The sequence below is a fragment of the Novosphingobium sp. SG919 genome, from assembly GCF_012932495.1.
GTDB lineage: Bacteria > Pseudomonadota > Alphaproteobacteria > Sphingomonadales > Sphingomonadaceae > Novosphingobium > Novosphingobium rhizosphaerae.
Genome location: NZ_JABCNG010000001.1, coordinates 1339386 through 1360966, shown reverse-complemented (window position 1 = coordinate 1360966; position 21581 = coordinate 1339386). Strand labels below are relative to the sequence as shown.

Genomic DNA, 21581 nt, shown 5'->3' with positions numbered 1-21581 from the left:
CCGATGCTGGCCATCAGAAATGCGTCAACGCTTCTTGCGTGGGGGCGATCATCTCGGGCGCGCCCACTTCATACCACAGGCCGGTGTGCGGCAAACCATAGAGCCGTCCTTCGGCAATCGCACGGTCCCACAGGCGGCCGGTGGAAAAGCTGCCTTCGGGCGCATCGCGCAGCAGGCGCCGCGACACGATCTGGATGCCGGTGAAGATATAGGGCGCGACGCGCGCGGGCTTGCGGCGGGAGATCACGCCCATCTGGTCGATGTGGAAATCACCCATGCCGGTGTAGTTGAACGCCTGGGCATGGCTGACCAGCAGCAGCAGCGCGTCCATCCGACTCTCGTCCCAGAAATCGCTGAGCGCGGCAAAGGCGTTGCGCGGGCCATCGAGCCAGATGTTGTCGCTGTTGAGGCAGAAGAAGGTGTCACGGTCGATCAGCGGCAGCGCCTTGACCAGCCCGCCCCCGGTTTCCAGCAGCGTCTCGCGCTCGTCGGAAACCTGCACCTTGGGCACCTCGCGCGCCAGGACATGGGCTTCCAGCTGGTCCGCCAGGTAATGCACGTTGACCACGGCGCGGGTCACGCCGGCTTCGGCCAGCTTGTCGAGCGCGTGGTCGATCAACGCCTTGCCCGCCACGCGCACCAGCGGCTTGGGCCGGGTAACGGTGAGCGGGCGCATGCGCTTGCCGATCCCGGCGGCCAACACCATCGCGGTGTCGGACACCAGCGGTTTGCGGGGATCGCGGCTCATACGGCAAAGCTCCCGCCCAGGCGCCCGGCCGGATCGCGCAAGTCGGCCGGAATATTGGCATCGAACCACGCCGCCACCGGGGCGAGCGCGGGATGCGCCAGATCGCGTTCCAGCATGGCCCACACGCGCGGGATATAATCGAGATAGCGCGGCTTGCCGTCGCGCTTCCACAGGCGCACGAAAATGCCCACGATCTTGGTGTTGCGCTGCGCACCCAGCCGCGCATAGTCAGCCAGGAAATCGCCCTGCGGCTGGGCCTTGTGCACATAGTAATCGAACATGCGCGCTTCCAGTTCGGGCGAAACCTCGCGCCGCGCGTCCTGCAACAAGGAAACGAGGTCATATGCCGGATGCCCGGTCAACGCGTCCTGGAAATCGAGCAGGCCCTGCGCATCCAGCCCGCCCAGAAGCATGATGTTTTCCGCATGATAATCGCGCAGCACGGTCACCCCCGGGCGCTGCGCCGGCAGAAGCGGCGCCAGCACTTGTTCCCACGCCGCCTGCCAGCCCGCGCCATCGACATAGAGGCCGCGCGCCGGGCAGAACCAATCGATGAACAGGCGCACTTCGCGCAAGTATTCAGCCATGCCATAGGCGGTGAACGGCCCGGCGGGCAGCTTGGCCAGTTGCACCAGCGTGTCGATCGCGGCGCGATAGACGGTGTCTTCGTCCTGCGGCCAGGCATCGACATATTCGCGCATGCGCGTGTCGCCAAAGTCTTCCAGCAAGACCCAGCCCTCGCCCGCTTCCTCGGCCAGGATCTGCGGCGCGCGCAGTCCATTGCCGTCGAGCCAGCGGGCGGCGCGCAGGAATGGCTGCGGGTCTTCCTGCGGCGGCGGCGCGTGCATCAGCATGGCGGCCTCGTCGCCACGCCGCACGCGGAAATAGCGGCGGAACGAGGCATCGCCCGGCAAGGGTTCGATTTGGGCGCCTGCCCAGCCCGCGCGGGCCAGGAACGCATCGATTCCGGCAGGAAGATTGCTGGTCATGGCAGCCGCTCTAACCATCCCTTGCCGGGCAAGACAATGGCCTGCCGCCCGTTTTCCGCGATTTCCAGGCGCAGCGTCAGGCAATCGGCCTCGTGCCCGAAACCGCCGGCATGATCGGGCCATTCGGCGATCAGCACCGCGCCATGGCGATAATCGTCCAGCCCGATTTCCTCGGCCTCTGCCGGGTCTTCCAGGCGATAGAAATCGGCGTGGACCACGGGCAGGCGAACCGCTGGCGGATCATAGGTTTCGATGATGGTGAAGCTGGGCGATGGCACCTCGCCCTCGTGCCCCAGCGCGCGCAGCAATTCGCGCGCCAGTGTGGTCTTGCCCACGCCCAGCGTGCCTTCCAGGGCGAGAACGTCTCCGGGGCGCAATCGCGCGGCGATGCGGGTGGCCAGGGCCTGGGTGGCGGCAATGTCGGGAAGCGGAATGATGGTCATCGGGCGTGGCGATAAAGAGAAGCGGGCCCCCGGATCAAGTCCGCAGGTGGCGAAGAAATCAAGGCAAAGTCACGATGGCGCTGGTGCCGGCGCCGGGTTCTGACAGCAATTCGAACTGGCCGCCATGCGCGTCGATCAACTGGCGCACCAGCGGCAGGCCCAGGCCCTGGCGCCGTTCGGCCGTGCGGCCATCGGCAGCCATTTTCAGCCCTTCCATCGCCCGGGCGAGCGCGGCGGCATCCATGCCCCGGCCGTTGTCGGAAATCACCACGCGCAGATCGTGCGCGCGCCGCGTGCATTCGACCAGGATGCGCCCGCCGGTGGGCGTGGCGGCAATGGCATTGTCGATCAACTGCCCGAACACGCGGCGCAACCGGCGCACGTCCCCGGTCACTTTGCCCACCGCCTGGCTGCCCCGCAGATCGAGCGCCAGACCCGCCGCACTGATCTTGTCCGCCCGCTCGCGCACCACGTCGGCCAGCAGGGGGAAGACGTCCACCGGGTCGCGCGCCAGCGGCAGCATGCCCGCCTCGCTTTGCGATAGGTCGAGCACGTTCTCGATCTGCTCGCCCAGCCGCTCCACCGAGGAGAGGATCGCCGCCACATAGTCGCGCGCCTGAGGGGTCAATTCGCCAGCCAGCCCGCTTTGCAGCATTTCGGCAAAGCCGCCGATGGAGTTGAGCGGATTGCGGAATTCATAGCTCATGTTGGCGATGAAACGCGTTTTCACCGCGTCTGCCTCGATCAGGGCAGCATTGCGTTCGCGCAGCGCGGATTCGGCCTTTTGCGAATCCGTGATGTCCAGCACCGTCAAAAGACCGTTGCCATCGGGCAGCGGCACACCGGCAAATTCCAGATGGCGCCCATCGGCCAGCGCCAGGCGCCCGCTGGTCTGCTTGCGTTCCAGCGTGGCAGCCTGGATCACCTGCCCGATCGTGCCCACTTGCGCGGGCCGCTTGAGCGATCCGGCCAGCCGCGTGAGCAGCAGGTCGGCGCGCGGATGGGTGCCGAGGAATTCCTCGTCCAGACCCCAATCGTGGGTGAAGCGGCGGTTCCACAATTGCAGGCGGCTGTCCGGCCCGAACACGGCGAGCGATTCGAACAGGTTGTCGAACGTGGCGGTGCGCGTGCGCAGCAGGGTGTCGCGCGTGGCCGAAAGCTGCAACTGCTCGGTCTGATCCTCGAAGATCAGCAGCAGCCCGCCATCTGGCATCGGCTGGCCCACCACGCGCAGATGCGTGCCATCGTGCAGGTGCCAGGGTTCCTCGCGCGGTTCGCGCGCCAGGAACCAAGCCTGCCGCTCGCGCCGCCATTCGGGAAAATCGCGCACTTCGGGCAGTTTTCCGCCATCGCGCAGGCGGTCGAGCACGCGGTCGAAGGGCGGCGTGTCGTTCACCCAGTTCGGGCTGATGCCAAAGATGCGCAGGAACGGCTGGTTGGCAAAGACGAGATTTCGGCCCGCATCGAACTGCGCGATCGCGGCCGAGAGCGTATCGAGCATTTGCCGCTGGGCATCGCGGAAACGGCGGAACTGGCGGGTCAATTCCTCCATCTGCTCGATATCCACGGCATAGCCGGCCACACCCTCGCCCGCGATGGGCAAGTCGCTGACGCGCAGGGTGCGGCGCTGGCCGTTGACCGTGGCGGAAACCACGCGCTCGGTCGGACGGCGCTGGGCAAAGACATCGGCGGCGATGTGCGCGGCGCTCAGGCCCTCCACCGGCTCGACCAGTTCGATGCCGTTGTCCACCACTTCGGCCGCGCTGGCCGCGCCCACCGCGCGGACATAGGCGGTGTTGACCAGGCGCAGGCGCATAGCCGCGTCGCGAAACCACATCGGCAGGGGCGCTGCCTCGATCAGGCCGGCCAGGCCCGAAAAATCGGCATGGGCCTGCTCTGCCTCGGCCCGCAGCGCGCGGATTTCCGCAACGCTTTCGGTTGCGTCGAAGAACCACAGCAGGGCCGCACCGCCCGGCGCGATCTGCGGATCGGCCAGGCTGCCGCGCACGGTCAGCGCGGTCACGCCCCCGCGCGGCACCACCGAGAGCGACAGCGGCGCGCCGGTCTTCTGGGTATGGCGCACCGCCTCGGTCAGTGCGGCGAGGCTTTCGGGATCGAGGCCGCGCCCATCCTCCCCGCCGTCCAGCTCGGTCAGGTAACCGGGCATCGCGTCCAGGCCCATCCATCCAGCCAGGCGCGAAGCCCCCTCGATCCGTCCATCGGCCCGCACCAGCAGGGGCAGTGCCGGCGCTTCATCGACCATACGGGTCAGCTTGCGGGCCAGCCGCTCAGCGCCTTGCGCGCGGGCCATGCGTGCCCTTGCGGCCAACACCGCCCAGCCCGCGGCCAGAGTCCAGCCTGCCAGCAGCAGCGCCACGGCAACGGTCACGGCAACACCAGCGGGCGAATGGGACAGCATCGCCCCATGGCTAGGCCGCAACCGGCCGAAATACAACCGGGAAGCCCGTCAATTTCGCCCGATCCCGCGCAATCACCGCGCAGCAAAACGCCCTGCATCCACTGGGGATGCAGGGCGCTTGCAACCAAAACCGCAAATCGGCCGATCAGTAGCGATAGTGATCCGGCTTGAACGGACCCTGCGGGGTCACGCCGATATAGCTGGCCTGCTTTTCGCTCAGCTTGGTCAGCTTCACGCCCAGCTTTTCCAGGTGCAGCGCGGCCACCTTTTCGTCCAGGTGCTTGGGCAGCACATAGACGTCGTTCTTGTACTGCTCGCTCTTGGTGAACAGCTCGATCTGGGCCAGCGTCTGGTTGGTGAAGCTGGCGCTCATCACGAAGCTGGGGTGGCCGGTGGCGCAGCCCAGGTTGACCAGGCGGCCCTTGGCCAGGATGATGATCTGCTTGCCATCGGGGAATTCGACCAGGTCGGTGCCCGGCTTCACTTCGTTCCACTTGTAGTTCGACAGGGCCGAAATCTGGATTTCGCTGTCGAAGTGGCCGATGTTGCACACGATGCTCATCGGCTTCATCGCCTTCATGTGCTCGGCGGTGATCACGTCTTCGTTGCCGGTGGCGGTCACGAAGATGTCGGCGCGGGTGACGGCTTCTTCCATCGTCACCACTTCATAGCCTTCCATCGCCGCCTGCAGCGCGCAGATCGGATCGACTTCGGTGACCATCACGCGCGCGCCGCCGTTGCGCAGCGAGGCGGCCGAACCCTTGCCCACGTCGCCAAAGCCGGCGACGCAAGCGACCTTGCCGGCGAGCATCACGTCGGTGGCGCGGCGGATCGCGTCGACCAGCGATTCCTTGCAGCCATAGAGGTTGTCGAACTTCGACTTGGTGACGGAATCGTTCACGTTGATCGCAGGGAACGGCAGCTTGCCGTCCTTGGCGATCTGATACAGGCGGTGCACGCCGGTGGTGGTTTCTTCCGAAACGCCCTTGATGGCCTTCACGCTCTGCGTCAGGTAGCCGGGCTTGCCCTTGAGGAAGGCCTTGAGCGCGCGGCAGAATTCGATTTCCTCGGCGTTGCTGGGTTCGAACAGGTCTTCGCCCGCTTCCACGCGCGCGCCCCACAGCGCAAACATCGTGGCATCGCCGCCATCGTCCAGGATCAGGTTGGCGGTGTCATCGCCCCAGTCGAAGATGCGGCCGACATAGTCCCAGTAATCGGCCAGGCTTTCGCCCTTCACGGCGAACACCGGAATGCCGGCAGCGGCGATCGCGGCAGCGGCGTGGTCCTGCGTCGAAAAGATGTTGCAGGTGGCCCAGCGCACGTCGGCGCCCAAGGCAACCAGCGTCTCGATCAGCACGGCGGTCTGGATCGTCATGTGCAGCGAGCCGGTGATGCGCGCGCCCTTCAAGGGCTGCGCCGCGCCAAATTCCTGCCGCAGCGCCATCAGGCCGGGCATTTCGGTTTCGGCAATGGCGATTTCCGCGCGGCCGAAATCGGCCAGGCCGAGATCGGCGATGACATAGTCCTTGTTCGCTTCGAGCGCGCTGGCCACGAGGCATCTCCGTATAAATGGGCGTTTTCACGCAAAAGACCCGCCAGGAGGCAGGCCGCTGATGGGCCGCTCTTAGCGGGTCCCTGTGCGCAGGGCAATGTTAATATAAAGATGTCTTTATATCGGCATTTCTACCGAGTGCCGCTTATCGATTGCCGGGGATCGCCACCGGCGCGGCAGCGGCCACGGCCACGCCGGCACCGGGGCACCCGCCATCCTCCAGTTCCGGGCCGACCAGCACATCGGCCGCATGATCAAGCTCTTCATCCGGGCCATTGGCCAGCGCGGCGGCAACCAGTTTGAGTTCATGGCAGCCATACGTGCGGCGGATGCCATAGTGGTTGGCCATGCGCACGCTGGCATGATCGAGCGCGTCCATCGCCGCAAGCGGCCCCAGGCGCGCAGAAAACTCGTCGAGAATGCGGTGGTTGGCGCCGCCCAGATAGGCGCGATGGCGCGACAGGAAGCGATCGTATTCGGCACGATAATCATCGGCGCCGGTGCGGCATTGCAAAGACCCGACCATCAACATGACATCGAGCTGGCGCAGCGCCGCTGCGGGCATCGTCCGCTCGGTCCAGCAGGCACCGGCGTGAGCCGGGGCGACAAAGGCGGCAATCTGGGCGGCCAACGCCAACGCGGCGCAGCACCCCTTGGCGAGATACCTCATGGTCCCCACTCCTTGGGTATGCGCACACCATTTGCCCATACGCAGATCTGACAGGCAGACTTTACCCGGCCTTCAACAGGCGCGGTAAAGCGAAATTCACCACGCCCTAAAATTCACCAGTCTTGCCGCGCGCGGCGGTTGCACGGCCCTGCCCGCCTCCTATATCCCGCGTGGCTGCCGCGCCCTGATGGCGCGCGCGACATGAAAGGAACTTGGGGATGACGATCACGGTTGGCGAAACCCTGCCCGATGTGAAGCTGGTCAAGGCCACGCAGGACGGCCCCGAAGCGGTTCAGGCCGCAGACTATTTCAAGGGCAAGCGCGTGGCGCTGTTCTCGGTGCCGGGCGCCTTCACACCCACCTGCTCGGCCCGCCACCTGCCTGGCTATGTCGACAAGGCGGAAGAACTCAAGGCCAAGGGCATCGACGAGATCGCCTGCACTGCGGTCAACGATCCCTTCGTGATGAAGGCCTGGGGCCAGGCGTCCGGTTCGCCCGACGTGACCATGCTGGCCGATGGCAACGGCGATTTCGCCAAGGCGCTGGGTCTTACCCTGGATGGCACCGGCTTTGGCCTGGGCCTGCGTGGCCAGCGCTTTGCCGCCGTCATCAACGATGGCGTGGTCGAACAGCTCCACGTCGAAGCGCCGGGCGATTTCAAGGTCAGCTCGGCCGAATACCTGCTCGAACAGCTTTGATCCAAAGCGTACCGGCCCTTCGCCATGCGAGGGGCCGGCGCCAAGGCGGGCGTCAATAGCCCATCAGGCTCATCACTTCCTTGCGGCTGCGCGAATCTGCCAGGAAGCAGCCCAGCAGCCGGCTCGTCACCATGCCCACGCCCGGCGTGCGCACGCCGCGCCCGGTCATGCAACCATGCTGCGCCTCGATCACCACGGCCACGCCCTGGGGATGGAGATGGTCCCAGATGCACTGCGCCACTTCGGCGGTCAGCCGCTCCTGGATCTGCAAGCGGCGGGCATAGCCGTGCAGCACCCGCGCCAGCTTGGAAATGCCCACCACGCGGTTCTGCGGCAGATAGGCGATCGAAGCCTTGCCGGTGATCGGCGCCATGTGGTGCTCGCAGTGCGACTGGAACGGAATGTCCTTGAGCACCACGATCTCGTCATAGCCGCCCACTTCCGAAAAAGTGCGCGTCAGGTGCACCGACGGGTCTTCGGTATAGCCCTGGCAATATTCCAGCCAGGCGCGTGCCACGCGCTTGGGCGTGTCGATCAGCCCTTCGCGCGTGGGATCATCCCCTGCCCATTCGATCAGCGTGCGGATGGCCGCTTGCACGTGGGGCGGCACCGGCACTTTGCCGCGCGCGGTGTCTTCGTCGTCCCCATGGTCGTGGCCGCAGCCGGGCAGGTTGGTCATGGTCGTGCTATCCTCAATTCGTGGCCAGCCCTGGTTCGTCCAGGCCTCAACGCTTTGCCGCGCCGCCGTGCCGCGCCCGAAAATGCGCCAGCCGCCTGCCCAGGCCGCCGCGCCACAGGCGCCCGCGGCGGTAGAACGCCAGCATCTCCTCGGGCCGCTCGGGATCGAGCGCTTCGGAATCGGCCAGGGCCAGTTCGGCCTCGGTCAATGGCCGGGGCGCGAAAGGCCGCAAGTGCCGCCCGCCTCCCTTGGCCGACTCAACCGCCAGCGCGGCCATCCCGCCAGCATCGGCCAAGGCCGCCGCTACCCGCTCTATCGCCAGTCCGCAATGCTCTGCCAACAACGAATGCCGCAGCGCGCGGATGGCGGGCTGCGCGTGGGCGTTGCCAGGGCGCGCCGCATCGATGAACACGTCGCACTCGCTGTCCAGCCCCAGCGAGCGATTGTTCATGTTGGCCGAACCGATGCGCAGCACGGTGTCATCCACGATCATCAGCTTGGCATGCACGTAGATCGGCGTGCCACCCTTGGTGAACGGGTGCCAGATCGAAAAGCGGTCTGCCACGTCATGGCTTTTCACCGCTTCGAACAGCGTCACCCGCGCCAGGTCCATCGCCGCCTGTTCCAGCCATCCGTCCGAGGCCTGGGGCATGACCAGCACCACTTCGGGCGGCTCGGGCGCTTCCAGCCGCGCGGCCAGCGCCTCGGCTACCCGGCGCGAGGCGAAGTACTGGTTTTCGATGTAGATGAACTGGCGTGCCGCGGCGATCTGACGGCAGAACAGCGCCTCGACCTCGCGCACCTCGGCAATGTTGCCATAGGGAGACCGCGTGCGGGCGATGCCCACTTCCACATCGGTGAACTGCGCGATGATGCCGTTGGGCCATGGGCTTTCGGCCTGGGGCGCACATGGCTCCAGCGCACGCCCACCGGCCTGGTGCCAGCGCGTACGCCCGAATTCGCCGAGCGTGGCGGCCACCGGCCCTTCCAACAGCATGGTGCAATCGTGCCAGGGGCCATAGGGCTTGCCGCCCGGCCGCCGCCGCCGGGGATCATTGTCGAGATGGGCGCGCGTGTCCCAGCGATCGCCGGCCATGTCGATCCCGCCGCACACGGCAAAGCGATCATCGATGACGGCGATCTTCTGATGGTGGCTGCACCCCAGCGGATGGGCGGAATCGAGCTTGTAGCCGATGCGTGGATGGCGCCACCAGCGGATCAGGTCGAACACCATCGATCCACGCAGCAAGGCCTTGAGCGCGCCGAAATTCCACTTCAGCACCAGGACTTCCAACCCCTTGCGGCGGTTGGCCAGCCACACCACGAAGGCGCCTAGCCGGGCCGGCGCCACGCGCTTGCGCGGCAGGTTCCACCAGCGCCGCCCATCGCCGATAAGGATACGGGTGTCGAAATCCCAGCCGATCAGGTGGATGCGCTGGCGTGCTGCCAGCATCGCATCGCGCATCAGGGCAAAGTAATCCGCCGCGTCGACCACCGCGTGGGCGCGCGTGGCACGGGCATAGCGCCAGACGCCCTCCTCCACGCTACCTTCCCCCTTGCCCTCCCCATCGGCCATATCGGCGGGAATGGACTGTGGCGTGCCGGGCGCGGGATCGCTTGGCCCCTCTGATGCATTCATACCGGCGCAAACGCCGGGAGGCCCCACTGGTTCCGCAGTGCGAAAATGATTGTTGCAGCGCTCTTTTCGGGGTCTGAACCTATTGGTTCGGCACGGCTTCCTGGCGCGGAATGACCAGTTCGTCGGGATGCGCAACGTTGAGGTCCGACCGCAGCAGTTCGCCCACCAGGTCAGGATCGGCGTGGCGCGGATCGAGCAGGTTGACGCGGTTTTGCAGGCGATCGCGCTCGGCCGTCAATTGCGCCACTTCGTGCTGGCGCTGCTCCAGCACATGGGCATTCTCGCTCCACGCCAGCAGGCCGCTGGGCCCCGCCACCGCCCAGGCACCCATCAGCAGCAGCGCAACCAGAGCCAGGGACTCCGTCACGCTGTTGCGGGGCAACTTGAGATTGGGACGACGCCGCTTCATGATCCAAGGAGAATCACATTTGTCGGCCCATTGCAAGCGCGGTGCGGCAGAAAAACCGCAGAAATGCGGGCAATTCGGCCAATACGTATGATCCCTGCGCCAGGCCGTTGGCAGAGGGCGCGTTAACCACCACAGCGGCCGTGGCGCCTGCCGATCGCGCGCCACTGCGTAGCAATGCGTTGGAAAATTTCGCGAGACATTAACCGGTCGGCAGCACTTGCCGATGCATGATCGAGCCGGGGTGTGGTGCGTGGATGCGCCACGGCAACGGAAGGTTCGGGTTTCGATCATGCGTTTCGGGTGGTTGCGTCAACGCTTGGGACTCCTTCGCGGCCAAGGCCACAAACGCCGTGCGCCGGGTTTCCTCGGCCGCCTGGCCGCCGATCGCGCCGGCAATGCCTTGGCGATCGTGACGCTCACGGCGTTCATGGTGATCACGCTGGCGGGCCTGGGCACCGACATGGCGCGCGCCTATCTCACCAAGACCAGCCTGCAAAACGCCTGCGACGCCGGCGTGCTGGCCGGGCGCAAGGCCATGGCGGCTTCGGGAACCTATGGTTCGACCGAGCAGGCCAAGGCCAACAAGATGTTCAATTTCAACATCAACGAAAACGCCACCGACAGCTCGACTGCCGTTTTCACCAGCACGGCTGACACCACCGGCCACGTCACGGCCACAGCCAGCACGACGATGCCCACCACGCTGATGAAGCTGATGGGCTATACCAGCATCCCGCTGTCCGTGCAGTGCAGCGCCGAATTGCAGATGGCCAACGCCGACGTCATGTTCGTGCTCGACACGACGGGTTCGATGGCCTGCAACACCTCGGGCAGCAATTGCGTCAGCGGCTCGGATTCCAAGATCGTGGGCCTGCGCAACGCGATCAAGTCGTTCTACACGACCGTCGCCACCGCCGTGACCGACAAGACCAACACGCGCATCCGCTTCGGCTTCGTGCCCTATGCCATGACGGTCAACGCATCGAACCTGCTGACATCCGGCGCCATGCCAAGCAGCTATTTCGTCGACAGTTCGCCCTATATCACCAAGCTGGTGCAGTTCAGCACGTCGCCCACGTACATCGGTACCACCGGGTCACCCACGGTAACGACCGAGACTTACGGCTCCAACATCACGTCGGCCAACTGCACCAATTATGGCAGCAACACTTATCCCAGCGGTTCGGCGGGTTCGCCGGTGACCAGCGGGACCCCGCCGTCGAATGTGACGACGACGACCTATTCCTCTAACTCGTGGACGAAAAAGTCTGGCAGCGGCACGTCCGCCCTTGGCACCTGCGTGCGCAACAAGTCGGTCACGACCACCACGTACCAGACGCGCTATCTCGCCACGTCCTATCGCTACACGCAAAGCACGGTCAACGTGTCGGCTTTCAAGGGTTTTGGCGCCACCGCGCTGGCCACGGGGATCACGCTCTACACCGGCAGCAACCCGTCGAGCGCCAGCTACGTTTCGGTCCAGCCGTCGTCTTCCAATCCGTACTACAACCTGCGCGACCTGGCCACGGGCACCTCGGCCACGGGCACGGTGGGCAATATCACCACCACGAACTACACGTGGAGCGGCTGCCTGGAAGAGCGCAACACCGTCAACCAGCTCTCGATGTCGCCCATTCCCAGCGGTGCCTATGACATGGACGTCACCAGTGCGCCCACCAACGATGCCACGCGATGGAAGCCCTACCTGGAAAGCCTGGAATTCTATCTCAACGGCTATTCCATGCCGCTCAACACCTCGACGGCGATGTCCAACCAGACCGGCTATTGCCCCCAGCCGATGAGCCTGTTCACCACGGTCGATACCACCGCGCCCAACACTGTCCCCACTTGGCTCAACACGTACGTCAACAGCCTGGTGGCCAACGGCGGCACCTATCACGACATCGGCATGATCTGGGGCGCGCGGCTGGGCAATCCCAACGGCATCTTTGCCAGCAACGTCAACGCGGGCGATCTGCCCTCGGTCAGCCGCCACATCATCTTCATGACCGACGGCACGATGGAAAACTATCCGGCCAACTACACCGCCTGGGGCGTGACGCAGTATGATGGGCGTGACGCGCCGACGTCGACCACGGCTGCGAACCTGGTCAACTATCACAACAACCGCTTCCTCGCCGCCTGCACCCTTGCCAAGAGCATGGGCTACACCATCTGGGTGATCGGCTTTGGCCAGACTCTCACCACCCCGATGCAAAGCTGCGCCACCACCACCGACAAGGCGTTCTACGCCTCGAACACCACGACGCTGACCACCACGTTCCAGTACATCGCCGGCCAGGTGGCCGACTTGCGGTTGAACAAGTGATGCGGCGCGCGCTCGTGCATATGGCCCGCCGGCTGCGGCGCGATGCGCAAGGGGTAACGGCGCTGGAATTCGCCCTGGCCGCACCGCTGCTGCTGATGATCATGGCGGTGCTGATCGAACTGGGCATGTCCTATTATCTGCAGACGGTCCTGGTCGGCACGATCAACGCTGCCGGGCGCGCCTCGTCGATGCAAAGCGCGCAGACCACCTCAAGCACCATCGACAGCCAGGTGACCGCGCGCATCCACCATGTGATCCCCTGGGCCACGGTCGCATTCAACCGTGAAAACTACTCCGATTTCACCAATGTCGGCCAACCGGAAGACTTCACCGACACCAACAAGAACGGGCAGTACGACCTGGGCGAATGCTTCAACGATGCCAATGGCAACGGCGTTTGGGATTCCGACATGGGCGCGACCGGCCTGGGCGGCGCCAACGACGTGGTCGTCTACACCGTCACCGTCAGCTACGCGCCGCTGTTCGGCTTTTCCTCGATGCTGGGCCTGCCATCCACGATGCATGCCAGCTCCAGCACGATCATGCGCAACCAGCCGTTCGCCACCCAAACCACCCGCACGGTCACCAAGATATGCTGAAGCGCCTGTCCCTCCGGCACATGCCCATCGGGCGCCTGCTGCAACGCCTGCGCCGCGATACCAGCGCGGTTACCGTGGTGGAACTGGGCGTCAGCCTGCCGTTCTTGATGGTCCTGTCGCTGGGATCGATGGAAATGGTCAATCTCGCGATCCTCCACGTGCGTCTCAACCAGTTGGCGATCGCGGTGGCCGACAACGCGTCGCGCGCCAAGCAATCGGTGGTTGGCGGCGCGCCGATGTTCCGCGAATACGATGTCAACCAGGTGTTCACCGGCGCCAGCATCTCGGTCGGCGATCTCGATTTCGCCGACAATGGCCGCGTGATCCTTTCCAGCCTGCAGACCAACAGTTCGGGCGGACAATGGATCCAGTGGCAGCGCTGCTGGGGCAACACCGCCTATGTCTCGCGCTATGGCGTGCAAGGCACGGGCGCCACGGGCACCTCGTTTGCCGGCATGGGCCAGACCGGCCACGTCATTACCGTGGAAAGCCCCTATGCGATCATGTTCGTGGAGGTGGCATACAAATATCAGCCGCTGTTCTTCGGCACGATCTTCAAGACCACCGTCATCCGCAAGGAAGCGGCCATGTATGTCCGCGACGATCGCGACTTGACGAAGATCTACAACCCGGCGCCCACGGTCACGGCCGCAACCTGCTGAGCCTTCAACTGCCGTCGGTGATCAGCGTGCCGCCATCCACCACCAGCGTCTGCCCGGTGATGAAACCGGCTGCGGGCGATGCCAGGAACACCGCCGCGCCGGCCACTTCGGCAGGCGTCCCAGGGCGGCGCAGCGGGGTCATCTGCATCCGCCGCGCCATGAACGCTTGGTTTTCCAGCAGGGGGCGCGACAGTTCGGTGGCGATGAAGCCAGGGGCGATGGCGTTGCAGCGCAGCCCATGCGGCCCCCATTCCACCGCCAGGTTGCGCGCCAGTTGCGATACCCCGGCCTTGGCCAGGGCATAGGCGCTGATTGCGCCATTGCCGCGCAGCGCCGAAAGGCTGGAAATCAGCACGAGGCTGCCGCCGGCGCGCAGATGCGGCCGCGCGGCGCGGGCCAGCATCACCTGGCTGCGCAGGTTGATCGCCATCACCCGGTCGTAATCGTCCATGGCGATATCGGCAAAACCGCCGGGCCGCCCGGTGATCCCGGCGTTGCACACCACAATGTCCAACCCGCCATCGGGTGCGGCGGTGGCTTCCACCAAGCGCTCGATCGCAGCGGCATCGGTCACATCGCAGGGCACGCCGGGCATGCCCAGTTCCGCCGCCACGGCTGCAGTATCAGCAGCATCCTCGCTGGAAATCGTCACCCGCGCACCGGCCGTGATCATCGCCTCGGCAATGGCGCGGCCGATGCCACGGGTGGAGCCGGTCACCAGCCCCACCTTGCCATCCAGGCGGAACGGGTCGCTCACTCGCGCAGCGCTCACTTGTGCTCTGGCCGGTCTTCATCCAGCGGCTTGCCTTGGTGCAGATAGGCGGGCGCCTCGATCAGCACGAACGCGATGCGGCAAACCTTGTCGCTGGTGTTGCGCCACAAGTGGTTGGTGCCGCGCTGCACGATGATGCCGCCCTGGCGGATCGTGGTCTTGGCGCCATCATCCAGTTCCAGTTCGATCTCGCCGTCCAGCACGATGCCGTAGTCGATCGAATTGGTGCGGTGGAACGGGCTGGCCTGGCCCGGCAGCATATCGACGATGCGGATGACCGAGCCACCTTCCAGCGTGACCCCGGCTTCGCGCGCGCGGCCATCGGTCTCGTCGTTGTTGTCGGCCGGCACGGTCGCGGTGGTCCAGATCAACAGCATGGCCGCATCGCCCGACGGGATCATCTTCGTCGGGCTCACATCCTCGCTCTTGAACACCGCGCGGCCGTTTTCGTCGTGCCCGGTCACCACGCGCTGCACGGCCGGCAAACCACTATCAGAGACCAGCTCGCTGTCGGAAATCACCTCGCTCATGCCTTCACCACTTTCTGTTCGATCACGCCAAACGGGCTCCGCCCATCGGGCAAACGCCCTTCCATGCGCACGCTGTCGCCGAATTTCATGAAATCGGTGCGCGGCGCGCCTTCGTCCACGATCTCGATCCCGCGGCGTTCGGCGATGCACGATGAGCCCACTTCGCGGAAGTTTTCGTTCGATACGGTGCCCGAACCGATCACCGTGCCGGCCACCAGATCGCGCGTGGCCGCCGCATGGGCCACCAGTTCGTGGAAGCCATGCCCCATCGGTGCACCATTCGCCGCGCCAAAGCGCTGGCCGTTCCAGTCGACCAGCAGATCGGCGCAGACCCTGCCATTGTGCCACGCCGTGCCCAGTTCGTCGGGCGTGACGGCAAAGGGCGCCATCGTGCAAGGCGGCTTGGCCTGGACCCAGCCGAACCCGGTCTTCATTTCGGGGCCGGCCAGCTTGCGCAGCGACCAGTCGTTGATCTGCACCACCAGCTTGATATGGGCCATGGCATCGGCAGCGCTGGTGCCCATCGGCACCGCATCGACGATCACCCCGAACTCACCCTCGAAATCGATGCCGAATTCTTCGGAGGGGAAACGCACGTCTTGGTTCGGGCCATAGAACCAGTCCGATACGCCTTGGTACATCAACGGCTTGCCGGTTTTTTCCGGCACCACGCCCAGGACCTTGTCCATCAGGTCACCATGGCTGGCAAAGGCCGAGCCATCGAGCCACTGCCAGGCGCGCGGCAAGGGGGCAGCCAGGCGGGCGGGATCAAGCGCTTCGGGAAATTCCCCAATCGCGGCCAGGCGCGGCGCCACGCTGCCCCAATTTTCCAGCGCTTCCTGCAAAGTGGCCACGGGCGCTGGCGCAAAGCGCGCGCCATCGGGCGAAACCACCACCAGCACACCGTCGCGCTTGCCGGTTTGCGCGCTCGCATCGAGCGTTGCCAGACGCATGCCGTTCATTCTCCCAGATCGTCACAACCAGATTATGTCGGGCAGCGTGATGCCTTCCGCCCGCGCTTCGGGCAACGGCTTTGCGTCGATAGGCAGCTATCGACAAGATGCGATGGTCGCGCCCTGCCCCCCATGCCAAACCGCCGCAAAACGGCAGTGCCAGGGAGATTTTACACATGGCCCATCGGCCCACAATGCGTGCCGGCAGGCACCGGTGCGGCCTCAAGGCCCCGGTGTCGGGCCTGCCGCGCAAAGCCGTGCCTCCCGCCTGCCAAGCGCGCGCCGCGATCACGGGAGCGGGCCGCATCCGCGATGCCGGCTGCACCCCAGACTGATTTTTCCAAAGGACAGACAACGATGTTCGAGCCTTTCCCCGGCAACTATGTGTGGAACCTGGCGACCAACCTGGCGCTGGTATGCGGCGGCAACCACGGCGAGATCGACGAGGCCTGCCGCCCGGTGCGCGAGGCCGCCAAGGCCGGGGCGGACGCCGGATCGGCGCTCTTGTTCGATAGCTGGATCGCCGTTGCCGACCAGGTCACGCACAATGCCGATGCCGATCTGGCCGAAGGTTTCACCCTTTCAGCCGGGGCCAAGTACTTGCGCGCGAGCGGTTACTACCTGGCTGCCGAACGCATGCAGAGCCGCGACTATGCCCCGCGCTGGGCAGCCTATGACAAGGGCCTGGACCTGTACCACAAGGGCAGCGCCTTGCGCGGGCTGCATGTCGACAAGGTCGAGATTCCCTACGAAGGCACCGCCTATACCGCGATCTTCGTGCACGACGGCAGCGGCACGCCCCGCCCCACGCTGGTTTCGGTCAACGGCCTCGATTCCATGAAGGAACAGGTCAACATGGCCGGCCATGGGCTGTCGAACCTGGAGCGCGGCATGAACACCCTGTTCGTGGACCAGCCCGGCACCGGCGAGGCGATCCGCAAGCGCAACCTGCCCGCCGTGTTCGACGCCGAACGCTGGGGCAGCCCGGCATTCGATTACCTGCTCACGCGCAGCGACGTGATCCATTCCAAGATCGGCATTTTCGGCCTCTCGTTCGGCGGCTATCACGCGCCGCGCATCGCCGCCAACGATCCCCGCTATGCGCTGTGCGCGGTGATGGGCGCCAACCACGTATGGGGCCAGCGCCAGCGCGAGCGCGTGAAGAACGAGGGCGAAAACCCCGTGCCGCACTATTGGGACCACGTGCAATGGGTCTTCGGCTTCGACGATCGCGACGCGTTCCTCGACTATGCCGACCAGATCACGCTTGATGGGCAGGTAGAGAAGATCAAGGTGCCGTTCCTGATCACCCATGGCGAAAACGACCGCCAGATCCCGGCGTTCAACGCGCAGCTTTCCTATGACCAGGCGGTCAACAGCCCCAAGCGCCACTTGCGCATGTTCACCAAGGCCGATTTCGAAGTGGAGCATTGCGGCGCCGACAACGGCACCGGTATGCGCGACTACATCGCCGATTGGTGCGCGCAGACGTTTGCTGAAATGGGTTGACGGCCATGGCTGACTTCACCTTTCACCACGGCGGCGTTTCCGTGCCAAGCCTGGACGAGGCGATCGCCTGGTATGGCCGCGTCCTGGGTTTCGAGCTTGAGCGCCGCTTCTATATCGAGGCGGCCCGCTCGCACGCCGCCATGGTGCGCAAGGGGCCGCTGCGGTTCGAGATTTTCGAAGTGGAAGGCGCCGCGCCGCTCCCCGAAGACCGCCGCCATCCCCCGCGTGACGTGAAAACCCACGGCAACAAGCACGTGGCCTTTCGCGTGCCCGATCTGGAGGTGTTTCTTGCGGAAATGGAACAGAAGGGCGCCGACGTGGCTTTCGTGGTGCGCGAGGCGTTCGGCAAGGGCTGCTTCATCCGCGATTGCGCGGGCAACCTGATCGAATTCGTGGAAGAAGCCGCAGACTGACGGGGGACTGGCGCGCAAGAGGCTTGGACAAGCTCAGGGCGAACGGGACCGGAGAAAATCTCCATGCCCCGTTCGCCCTGACCGTGTCGGAGGGCGGCAAGCGCCCTCCCCCAAATTCAGATCGCGTGCTCGTCGTCCTGGGTGATCTCGGCCAGCTTGCCGGTGACCGGCAACTTGCCCGGCTTGCTTTTGCGAAAGGGTTCGAAGCTCTTGCGGTCGGCGTCGAACTGCATGTCCCAGGGAATGTTGTCGCCACGGAAGATCGGCGGGGCATTGTTGGCCCACAGCAAGGAACCGAAGCGGAAATCCCAGGCGCGCGGCACCCAGTTGTCGTCGAGATAATCGGTATCGGCGTGGTATTCCGCCTCGCCCGCATGGCCGGGCATATCGCAATAGTAATAGATCGCGCTTGAGATGCGGTGGCGCGAGATGCCGCCGCTCGAATTCATCGACTGGTTCTTCCAGCCCTTCTTTTCCATCAGGTTGGCGCCCAGCATCACTTCGTCGATATCGTCCATGCCAAAGGCGATGTGCATGAACTTGAAGTGATCGGGGGCGATCGGCAGGTCGCAGTTCACCCAGAAGATCGAGTGATGCTCGAACGTGCCGGCGGCGCGGGCAAAGATGCCGGTGCCGCGCGTGTGGTCGACATAGCGGAAGCCCAGGTGGCGCTCGTAGAATTCGAAGCTGCCGACATAATCTGGCGAAAAGAACACCACGTGGTTGATGGTCTTGGGAATCGCCTTGTGGCGCCAGATGCGGTGCTGGTTGAAGCGCGGATAACTGCTCGGCGTGTTGACCGGGCTGGCTTCGGAAACGACCGGCCGCTTGGCCCAGACGCGCAGGGCGATCGGCTGGCCATCCGGGCACACGCAATGCACGGTGCCATCCGCGTCGCGCGTTACCGCCACTTCACTCGCCAGGCTCGCTGCAATGCGCTCCAGGTTTTCCGGGGTATCCACGCCCCACACGGTTTCCTTCAGCCCGTCTCCCGGAAATGGATCGGGCGAAGGCAGGCGCGCATCGCCATGCGCCAGCACGATCAGGCGGCTGCCCGAAGGCAGGCGAAACACCACCTCCTGCGCGCTGGTGCTTTCCGCACTCAGGCCGAAATCGGCCCAGAACCGGGCGTGTTCGGCAACATCCGCCACCCCGAACACCACGCTTTCGACACCCAGAATTGTCATGGATTCTCCCCACATTTGAAGGGGAGTTATGATCGCGCGGGGCGCGGGGCGAAAACGCATTGCACAGGATGGTCGCTATCTGTTTTGCAGATGGGGACGCGCGCCCCGCCCCGGACGGGAGAGAAGGCCGGGAAAGAGCGCGCGCACCTTTGGGCAACCCGGATCAGACCGGTTCGGCCAGCTTCCGGCGAATGCGATCGGTCACTTCCACCGGATCGCCGGCCTGTTCGGGATGCATTTCCCATTCGCCCAGCTGGATCGACGAGGTGCCGACCAGCCTGGCCCGCTCGAAACGACGGCCCATGAAGGCGCGCAGCGCCGCATCGGTATCCTTGCCGGCCAGTTCCTCGGCCAGCACGACCGCGTCTTCCACCGCCATGGCTGCGCCCTGGCCCAGGTGCGGCGTGGCCGAATGGGCCGCATCGCCGATTAACACCACGCGGCCCTTGTACCAGGGATCGGGCATGATGCAGGCTTCGAGCGGGCGATAGACCACCAGCTTGGGATCGGTGACATGCCGCGCCGCCTCGCCCAGCAGCCCGCCATAGCCGGCCAGCCGCTTGCGCAGTTCATCGGCCAGGGTTTCCGGCGCAAAGCGCGGATTGCCGCGTTCTTCCACCACCGCGAAGATGTACATTTCGGTGGGCGTAAGCGGGCAATAGCCGGCTTTGCCGTTATAGCCGTTCCTGGGATCGCCGATATAGATGTCGGACCATTCGAGGCCGGCCGGGCGCGGCACGTTGTAGCGCCACACGCCCTGCCCGGTGTATTGCGGCCGGGCTTCGGGCCACAGCACCCCGCGCACCGCCGAATAGTTGCCATCGGCGCCGATGACCAGGTCATAGCGCCCCGTGCTGCCGTCGCTGAACGCCACGTCGACATGATCGCCGGCGTCCTCGATCGATGTGAACGTCACCCCCAGCTTAACCGGGATGCCCAGTTCGCGCACCTTGTCGGTCAAGACCTTGTGCAGCGCCGGGCGGGTGAGGCCGAGGTCCGACGGCAGGCCATCGACCGCGGTTTCACCCGGCAGTTCGGCCAGGACCACGCCCGTACTGTCGAGGAAGCGCGCGCCGCGATAGGCATAGCCGGCCTGCATCGCCGCCTCGCCCACGCCCAGGGCATTGAGCGCGCGAACGAAATTGGCCTGGACGATGATGCCCACGTGATAGACGCGCCAGTCCTTGTCGCGCTCTGCCACCTCTACCGCGATGTCGCGCTGGTGCAGGCCGATGGCGACGGCAAGACCCGCCACGCCGCCGCCGATCACGCAAATCTTCCGTGCTTGTGCCATGGTTCCCCTCTCCCTCATTCGGCCGCTTCGGCCAGGTTTTCGGCCGCCACCGGCTTGGGGTCGGCAGGCAGGTAACGCAGCTGTTCGGCCGCGGCATAGGCCACGTCCCAGCGCGGTTCGGCCATCAGCCATTGCGGCAGATCGTGCATGAAGATCAACGTGCCAAAGGCGCCGTCCCACACCCGAACTTTCCAGCTGTCATCGACGCAATCGCAATCGGCGCCATATTCCATCTCCCCGCCCAGTTCGGGCACGCGCAGGTAGAGGAACGCCGCGCTGGTCAGGCGGTGGCGGCCCAGCCCCCATCCGCCCTCGAAGCGATAGCCCAGCCGATCGAGATGGTTCTTGCCCACCATCATCTCGTCGATGTCTTCCACTTCGAAATTGGCGTGGTGAAACTTCAGCGTGCCGTCAAAGCCTGGCATCCCGGCATGGGCATTGGCGATGAAGATGTTGTGATGTTCATAGGCGCCGTCGGCGCGCATATAGACGCCAAAGCCCTTCTGGACATCGGTGAGACGAAAGCCGAGCCGGTCGCGATAGTATTCCAGCGCTTCCTGCACATCGGAGAACGTCCACACGCAATGGTGGATGCGCTTGGGGCAGGCGCGCGCCAGCCACTTGCGCGGCTGGTTGAGCCGGCCGATGTGGCCCGGCGTGTTGGCCGGGCTGGGCGCGCCGAACACGGGGCGCGGCTGCCACGCTTGCAGGCCGATGGCCTGGCCGAACGGCGTGACGAAATGGACCACGCCCTGCGCATCCACGGTCAGTTCGTGGTCACGCGCCAGGTCGGCGGTCAGCGCGGCGAGCGCCTCTGGCGTATCCACGCTCCACACGCACTCGTGCACGCCGATGCCGGTCTGCACGCTGCCCTTGGGCAGATCAGGATGCCCCCGGCGCAAGAGATGCACTTGCGCCCCGTTGAGCACTTCGAACTGGGCACTATGGGCATCGGCCGCTTGTGGCTTCAGTCCATAGTCTGCGAAAAAGCGGCTCGTGGCCTCAAGGTCATCGACCAGGAACACCAGCCGCCGAATTCCGGTAATCGCCATATCCGCACATCTCCCTTTGGTTCATGACCGGATGA

General features: G+C 65.2%; 21 protein-coding genes. 6 read left to right on the top strand and 15 right to left on the bottom strand.

Annotation, left to right across the window (positions count from 1 at the left end):
• Nucleotides 1-13 precede the first annotated feature (13 nt).
• From FHT19_RS06120 to FHT19_RS06095, 6 genes are all read right to left on the bottom strand, one after another.
• On the bottom strand, nucleotides 14-748 hold the full coding sequence (locus tag FHT19_RS06120) for a nucleotidyltransferase family protein (protein ID WP_168554714.1): 735 nt from the start codon (nucleotides 746-748) through the stop codon (nucleotides 14-16).
• On the bottom strand, nucleotides 745-1737 hold the full coding sequence (locus tag FHT19_RS06115; RefSeq protein ID WP_169474294.1) for a phosphotransferase: 993 nt from the start codon (nucleotides 1735-1737) through the stop codon (nucleotides 745-747). Before FHT19_RS06115 ends, FHT19_RS06120 begins: the two co-directional genes overlap by 4 nt.
• Nucleotides 1734-2180 (bottom strand): tRNA (adenosine(37)-N6)-threonylcarbamoyltransferase complex ATPase subunit type 1 TsaE, encoded by a 447-nt coding sequence (gene tsaE / locus FHT19_RS06110; RefSeq protein ID WP_169474293.1) that lies wholly within the window; start codon nucleotides 2178-2180, stop codon nucleotides 1734-1736. The genes FHT19_RS06115 and tsaE overlap by 4 nt, the downstream gene beginning before the upstream one ends.
• Before the next feature lie 58 nt (nucleotides 2181-2238).
• The gene (locus tag FHT19_RS06105) at nucleotides 2239-4599 is read right to left on the bottom strand and encodes a PAS domain-containing sensor histidine kinase (RefSeq protein WP_169474292.1); all 2361 of its coding nucleotides are present in this window, start codon (nucleotides 4597-4599) and stop codon (nucleotides 2239-2241) included.
• A gap of 145 nt (nucleotides 4600-4744) precedes the next feature.
• Entirely contained in the window at nucleotides 4745-6151 is a 1407-nt protein-coding gene (gene ahcY, locus FHT19_RS06100) for an adenosylhomocysteinase (protein WP_169474291.1), read from the bottom strand.
• Between the two features lie 145 nt (nucleotides 6152-6296).
• Nucleotides 6297-6821: an S-adenosyl-L-homocysteine hydrolase gene (locus tag FHT19_RS06095; protein WP_168554709.1), complete on the bottom strand. Its 525-nt coding sequence runs from the start codon at nucleotides 6819-6821 to the stop codon at nucleotides 6297-6299.
• A gap of 218 nt (nucleotides 6822-7039) precedes the next feature.
• Here FHT19_RS06095 and FHT19_RS06090 point away from each other — a divergent pair, with 218 nt between their 5' ends.
• Nucleotides 7040-7519 (top strand): peroxiredoxin, encoded by a 480-nt coding sequence (locus FHT19_RS06090; protein ID WP_168554708.1) that lies wholly within the window; start codon nucleotides 7040-7042, stop codon nucleotides 7517-7519.
• A 52-nt stretch (nucleotides 7520-7571) separates the two neighbouring features.
• Here FHT19_RS06090 and folE read toward each other — a convergent pair whose 3' ends face one another.
• From folE to FHT19_RS06075, 3 genes are all read right to left on the bottom strand, one after another.
• On the bottom strand, nucleotides 7572-8198 hold the full coding sequence (gene folE / locus FHT19_RS06085; protein ID WP_168554707.1) for a GTP cyclohydrolase I FolE: 627 nt from the start codon (nucleotides 8196-8198) through the stop codon (nucleotides 7572-7574).
• Nucleotides 8199-8244: 46 nt separating this feature from the next.
• Complete coding sequence (locus tag FHT19_RS06080; protein WP_248290287.1) at nucleotides 8245-9837, bottom strand: phospholipase D-like domain-containing protein; 1593 nt, start codon at nucleotides 9835-9837, stop codon at nucleotides 8245-8247.
• A gap of 79 nt (nucleotides 9838-9916) precedes the next feature.
• Nucleotides 9917-10246 carry a septum formation initiator family protein gene (locus FHT19_RS06075; protein WP_168554706.1) on the bottom strand — a complete coding sequence of 110 codons (330 nt, stop codon included), beginning with the start codon at nucleotides 10244-10246 and terminating at the stop codon, nucleotides 9917-9919.
• 316 nt (nucleotides 10247-10562) lie between these two features.
• Here FHT19_RS06075 and FHT19_RS06070 point away from each other — a divergent pair, with 316 nt between their 5' ends.
• From FHT19_RS06070 to FHT19_RS06060, 3 genes are read left to right on the top strand one after another with little or no spacing between them, the layout of a single operon-like run.
• On the top strand, nucleotides 10563-12575 hold the full coding sequence (locus FHT19_RS06070) for a pilus assembly protein TadG-related protein (RefSeq protein ID WP_169474290.1): 2013 nt from the start codon (nucleotides 10563-10565) through the stop codon (nucleotides 12573-12575).
• A gap of 20 nt (nucleotides 12576-12595) precedes the next feature.
• Nucleotides 12596-13174, top strand: a complete 579-nt coding sequence (locus tag FHT19_RS06065; RefSeq protein ID WP_169474289.1) for a TadE family protein — start codon at nucleotides 12596-12598, stop codon at nucleotides 13172-13174.
• A gap of 20 nt (nucleotides 13175-13194) precedes the next feature.
• Nucleotides 13195-13836 (top strand): hypothetical protein, encoded by a 642-nt coding sequence (locus FHT19_RS06060; protein WP_169474288.1) that lies wholly within the window; start codon nucleotides 13195-13197, stop codon nucleotides 13834-13836.
• Between the two features lie 4 nt (nucleotides 13837-13840).
• Here FHT19_RS06060 and FHT19_RS06055 read toward each other — a convergent pair whose 3' ends face one another.
• From FHT19_RS06055 to FHT19_RS06045, 3 genes are read right to left on the bottom strand one after another with little or no spacing between them, the layout of a single operon-like run.
• Entirely contained in the window at nucleotides 13841-14593 is a 753-nt protein-coding gene (locus FHT19_RS06055) for an SDR family oxidoreductase (RefSeq protein ID WP_169474287.1), read from the bottom strand.
• A gap of 11 nt (nucleotides 14594-14604) precedes the next feature.
• Nucleotides 14605-15138 (bottom strand): cupin domain-containing protein, encoded by a 534-nt coding sequence (locus tag FHT19_RS06050; RefSeq protein ID WP_169474286.1) that lies wholly within the window; start codon nucleotides 15136-15138, stop codon nucleotides 14605-14607.
• Nucleotides 15135-16091, bottom strand: coding sequence for a fumarylacetoacetate hydrolase family protein (locus FHT19_RS06045; RefSeq protein WP_169474947.1), 957 nt, complete (start codon nucleotides 16089-16091; stop codon nucleotides 15135-15137). Before FHT19_RS06045 ends, FHT19_RS06050 begins: the two co-directional genes overlap by 4 nt.
• A 357-nt stretch (nucleotides 16092-16448) precedes the next feature.
• Here FHT19_RS06045 and FHT19_RS06040 point away from each other — a divergent pair, with 357 nt between their 5' ends.
• On the top strand, nucleotides 16449-17600 hold the full coding sequence (locus tag FHT19_RS06040; protein ID WP_169474285.1) for an alpha/beta hydrolase: 1152 nt from the start codon (nucleotides 16449-16451) through the stop codon (nucleotides 17598-17600).
• A 5-nt stretch (nucleotides 17601-17605) separates the two neighbouring features.
• On the top strand, nucleotides 17606-18013 hold the full coding sequence (locus FHT19_RS06035) for a VOC family protein (RefSeq protein ID WP_169474284.1): 408 nt from the start codon (nucleotides 17606-17608) through the stop codon (nucleotides 18011-18013).
• Nucleotides 18014-18129: 116 nt separating this feature from the next.
• Here the strand turns inward: FHT19_RS06035 and FHT19_RS06030 are convergent, their stop codons facing one another.
• The 3 genes from FHT19_RS06030 to FHT19_RS06020 form a co-directional block, all read right to left on the bottom strand.
• Nucleotides 18130-19200: a VOC family protein gene (locus FHT19_RS06030; protein ID WP_246865894.1), complete on the bottom strand. Its 1071-nt coding sequence runs from the start codon at nucleotides 19198-19200 to the stop codon at nucleotides 18130-18132.
• 163 nt (nucleotides 19201-19363) lie between these two features.
• A complete protein-coding gene (locus tag FHT19_RS06025) occupies nucleotides 19364-20494 on the bottom strand; it encodes an FAD-dependent monooxygenase (RefSeq protein WP_169474283.1) in 1131 nt (376 codons plus the stop codon).
• Between the two features lie 14 nt (nucleotides 20495-20508).
• Nucleotides 20509-21546 carry a VOC family protein gene (locus FHT19_RS06020; protein ID WP_169474282.1) on the bottom strand — a complete coding sequence of 346 codons (1038 nt, stop codon included), beginning with the start codon at nucleotides 21544-21546 and terminating at the stop codon, nucleotides 20509-20511.
• Between the last annotated feature and the right edge of the window lie 35 nt (nucleotides 21547-21581).

Excerpts from the sequence above, each read along its gene's own strand:
- FHT19_RS06105 (WP_169474292.1), bottom strand. The coding sequence starts at position 4,599 with ATGCTGTCCCATTCGCCCGCTGGTGTTGCCGTGACCGTTGCCGTGGCG.
- FHT19_RS06040 (WP_169474285.1), top strand. The coding sequence starts at position 16,449 with ATGTTCGAGCCTTTCCCCGGCAACTATGTGTGGAACCTGGCGACCAAC.
- FHT19_RS06120 (WP_168554714.1), bottom strand. The coding sequence starts at position 748 with ATGAGCCGCGATCCCCGCAAACCGCTGGTGTCCGACACCGCGATGGTG.
- FHT19_RS06035 (WP_169474284.1), top strand. The coding sequence starts at position 17,606 with ATGGCTGACTTCACCTTTCACCACGGCGGCGTTTCCGTGCCAAGCCTG.
- FHT19_RS06095 (WP_168554709.1), bottom strand. The coding sequence starts at position 6,821 with ATGAGGTATCTCGCCAAGGGGTGCTGCGCCGCGTTGGCGTTGGCCGCC.
- FHT19_RS06075 (WP_168554706.1), bottom strand. The coding sequence starts at position 10,246 with ATGAAGCGGCGTCGTCCCAATCTCAAGTTGCCCCGCAACAGCGTGACG.
- FHT19_RS06080 (WP_248290287.1), bottom strand. The coding sequence starts at position 9,837 with ATGAATGCATCAGAGGGGCCAAGCGATCCCGCGCCCGGCACGCCACAG.
- FHT19_RS06090 (WP_168554708.1), top strand. The coding sequence starts at position 7,040 with ATGACGATCACGGTTGGCGAAACCCTGCCCGATGTGAAGCTGGTCAAG.
- FHT19_RS06115 (WP_169474294.1), bottom strand. The coding sequence starts at position 1,737 with ATGACCAGCAATCTTCCTGCCGGAATCGATGCGTTCCTGGCCCGCGCG.
- FHT19_RS06025 (WP_169474283.1), bottom strand. The coding sequence starts at position 20,494 with ATGGCACAAGCACGGAAGATTTGCGTGATCGGCGGCGGCGTGGCGGGT.
- FHT19_RS06020 (WP_169474282.1), bottom strand. The coding sequence starts at position 21,546 with ATGGCGATTACCGGAATTCGGCGGCTGGTGTTCCTGGTCGATGACCTT.
- FHT19_RS06050 (WP_169474286.1), bottom strand. The coding sequence starts at position 15,138 with ATGAGCGAGGTGATTTCCGACAGCGAGCTGGTCTCTGATAGTGGTTTG.
- tsaE (WP_169474293.1), bottom strand. The coding sequence starts at position 2,180 with ATGACCATCATTCCGCTTCCCGACATTGCCGCCACCCAGGCCCTGGCC.
- FHT19_RS06060 (WP_169474288.1), top strand. The coding sequence starts at position 13,195 with ATGCCCATCGGGCGCCTGCTGCAACGCCTGCGCCGCGATACCAGCGCG.
- FHT19_RS06065 (WP_169474289.1), top strand. The coding sequence starts at position 12,596 with ATGGCCCGCCGGCTGCGGCGCGATGCGCAAGGGGTAACGGCGCTGGAA.
- FHT19_RS06045 (WP_169474947.1), bottom strand. The coding sequence starts at position 16,091 with ATGCGTCTGGCAACGCTCGATGCGAGCGCGCAAACCGGCAAGCGCGAC.
- FHT19_RS06030 (WP_246865894.1), bottom strand. The coding sequence starts at position 19,200 with ATGACAATTCTGGGTGTCGAAAGCGTGGTGTTCGGGGTGGCGGATGTT.
- folE (WP_168554707.1), bottom strand. The coding sequence starts at position 8,198 with ATGACCAACCTGCCCGGCTGCGGCCACGACCATGGGGACGACGAAGAC.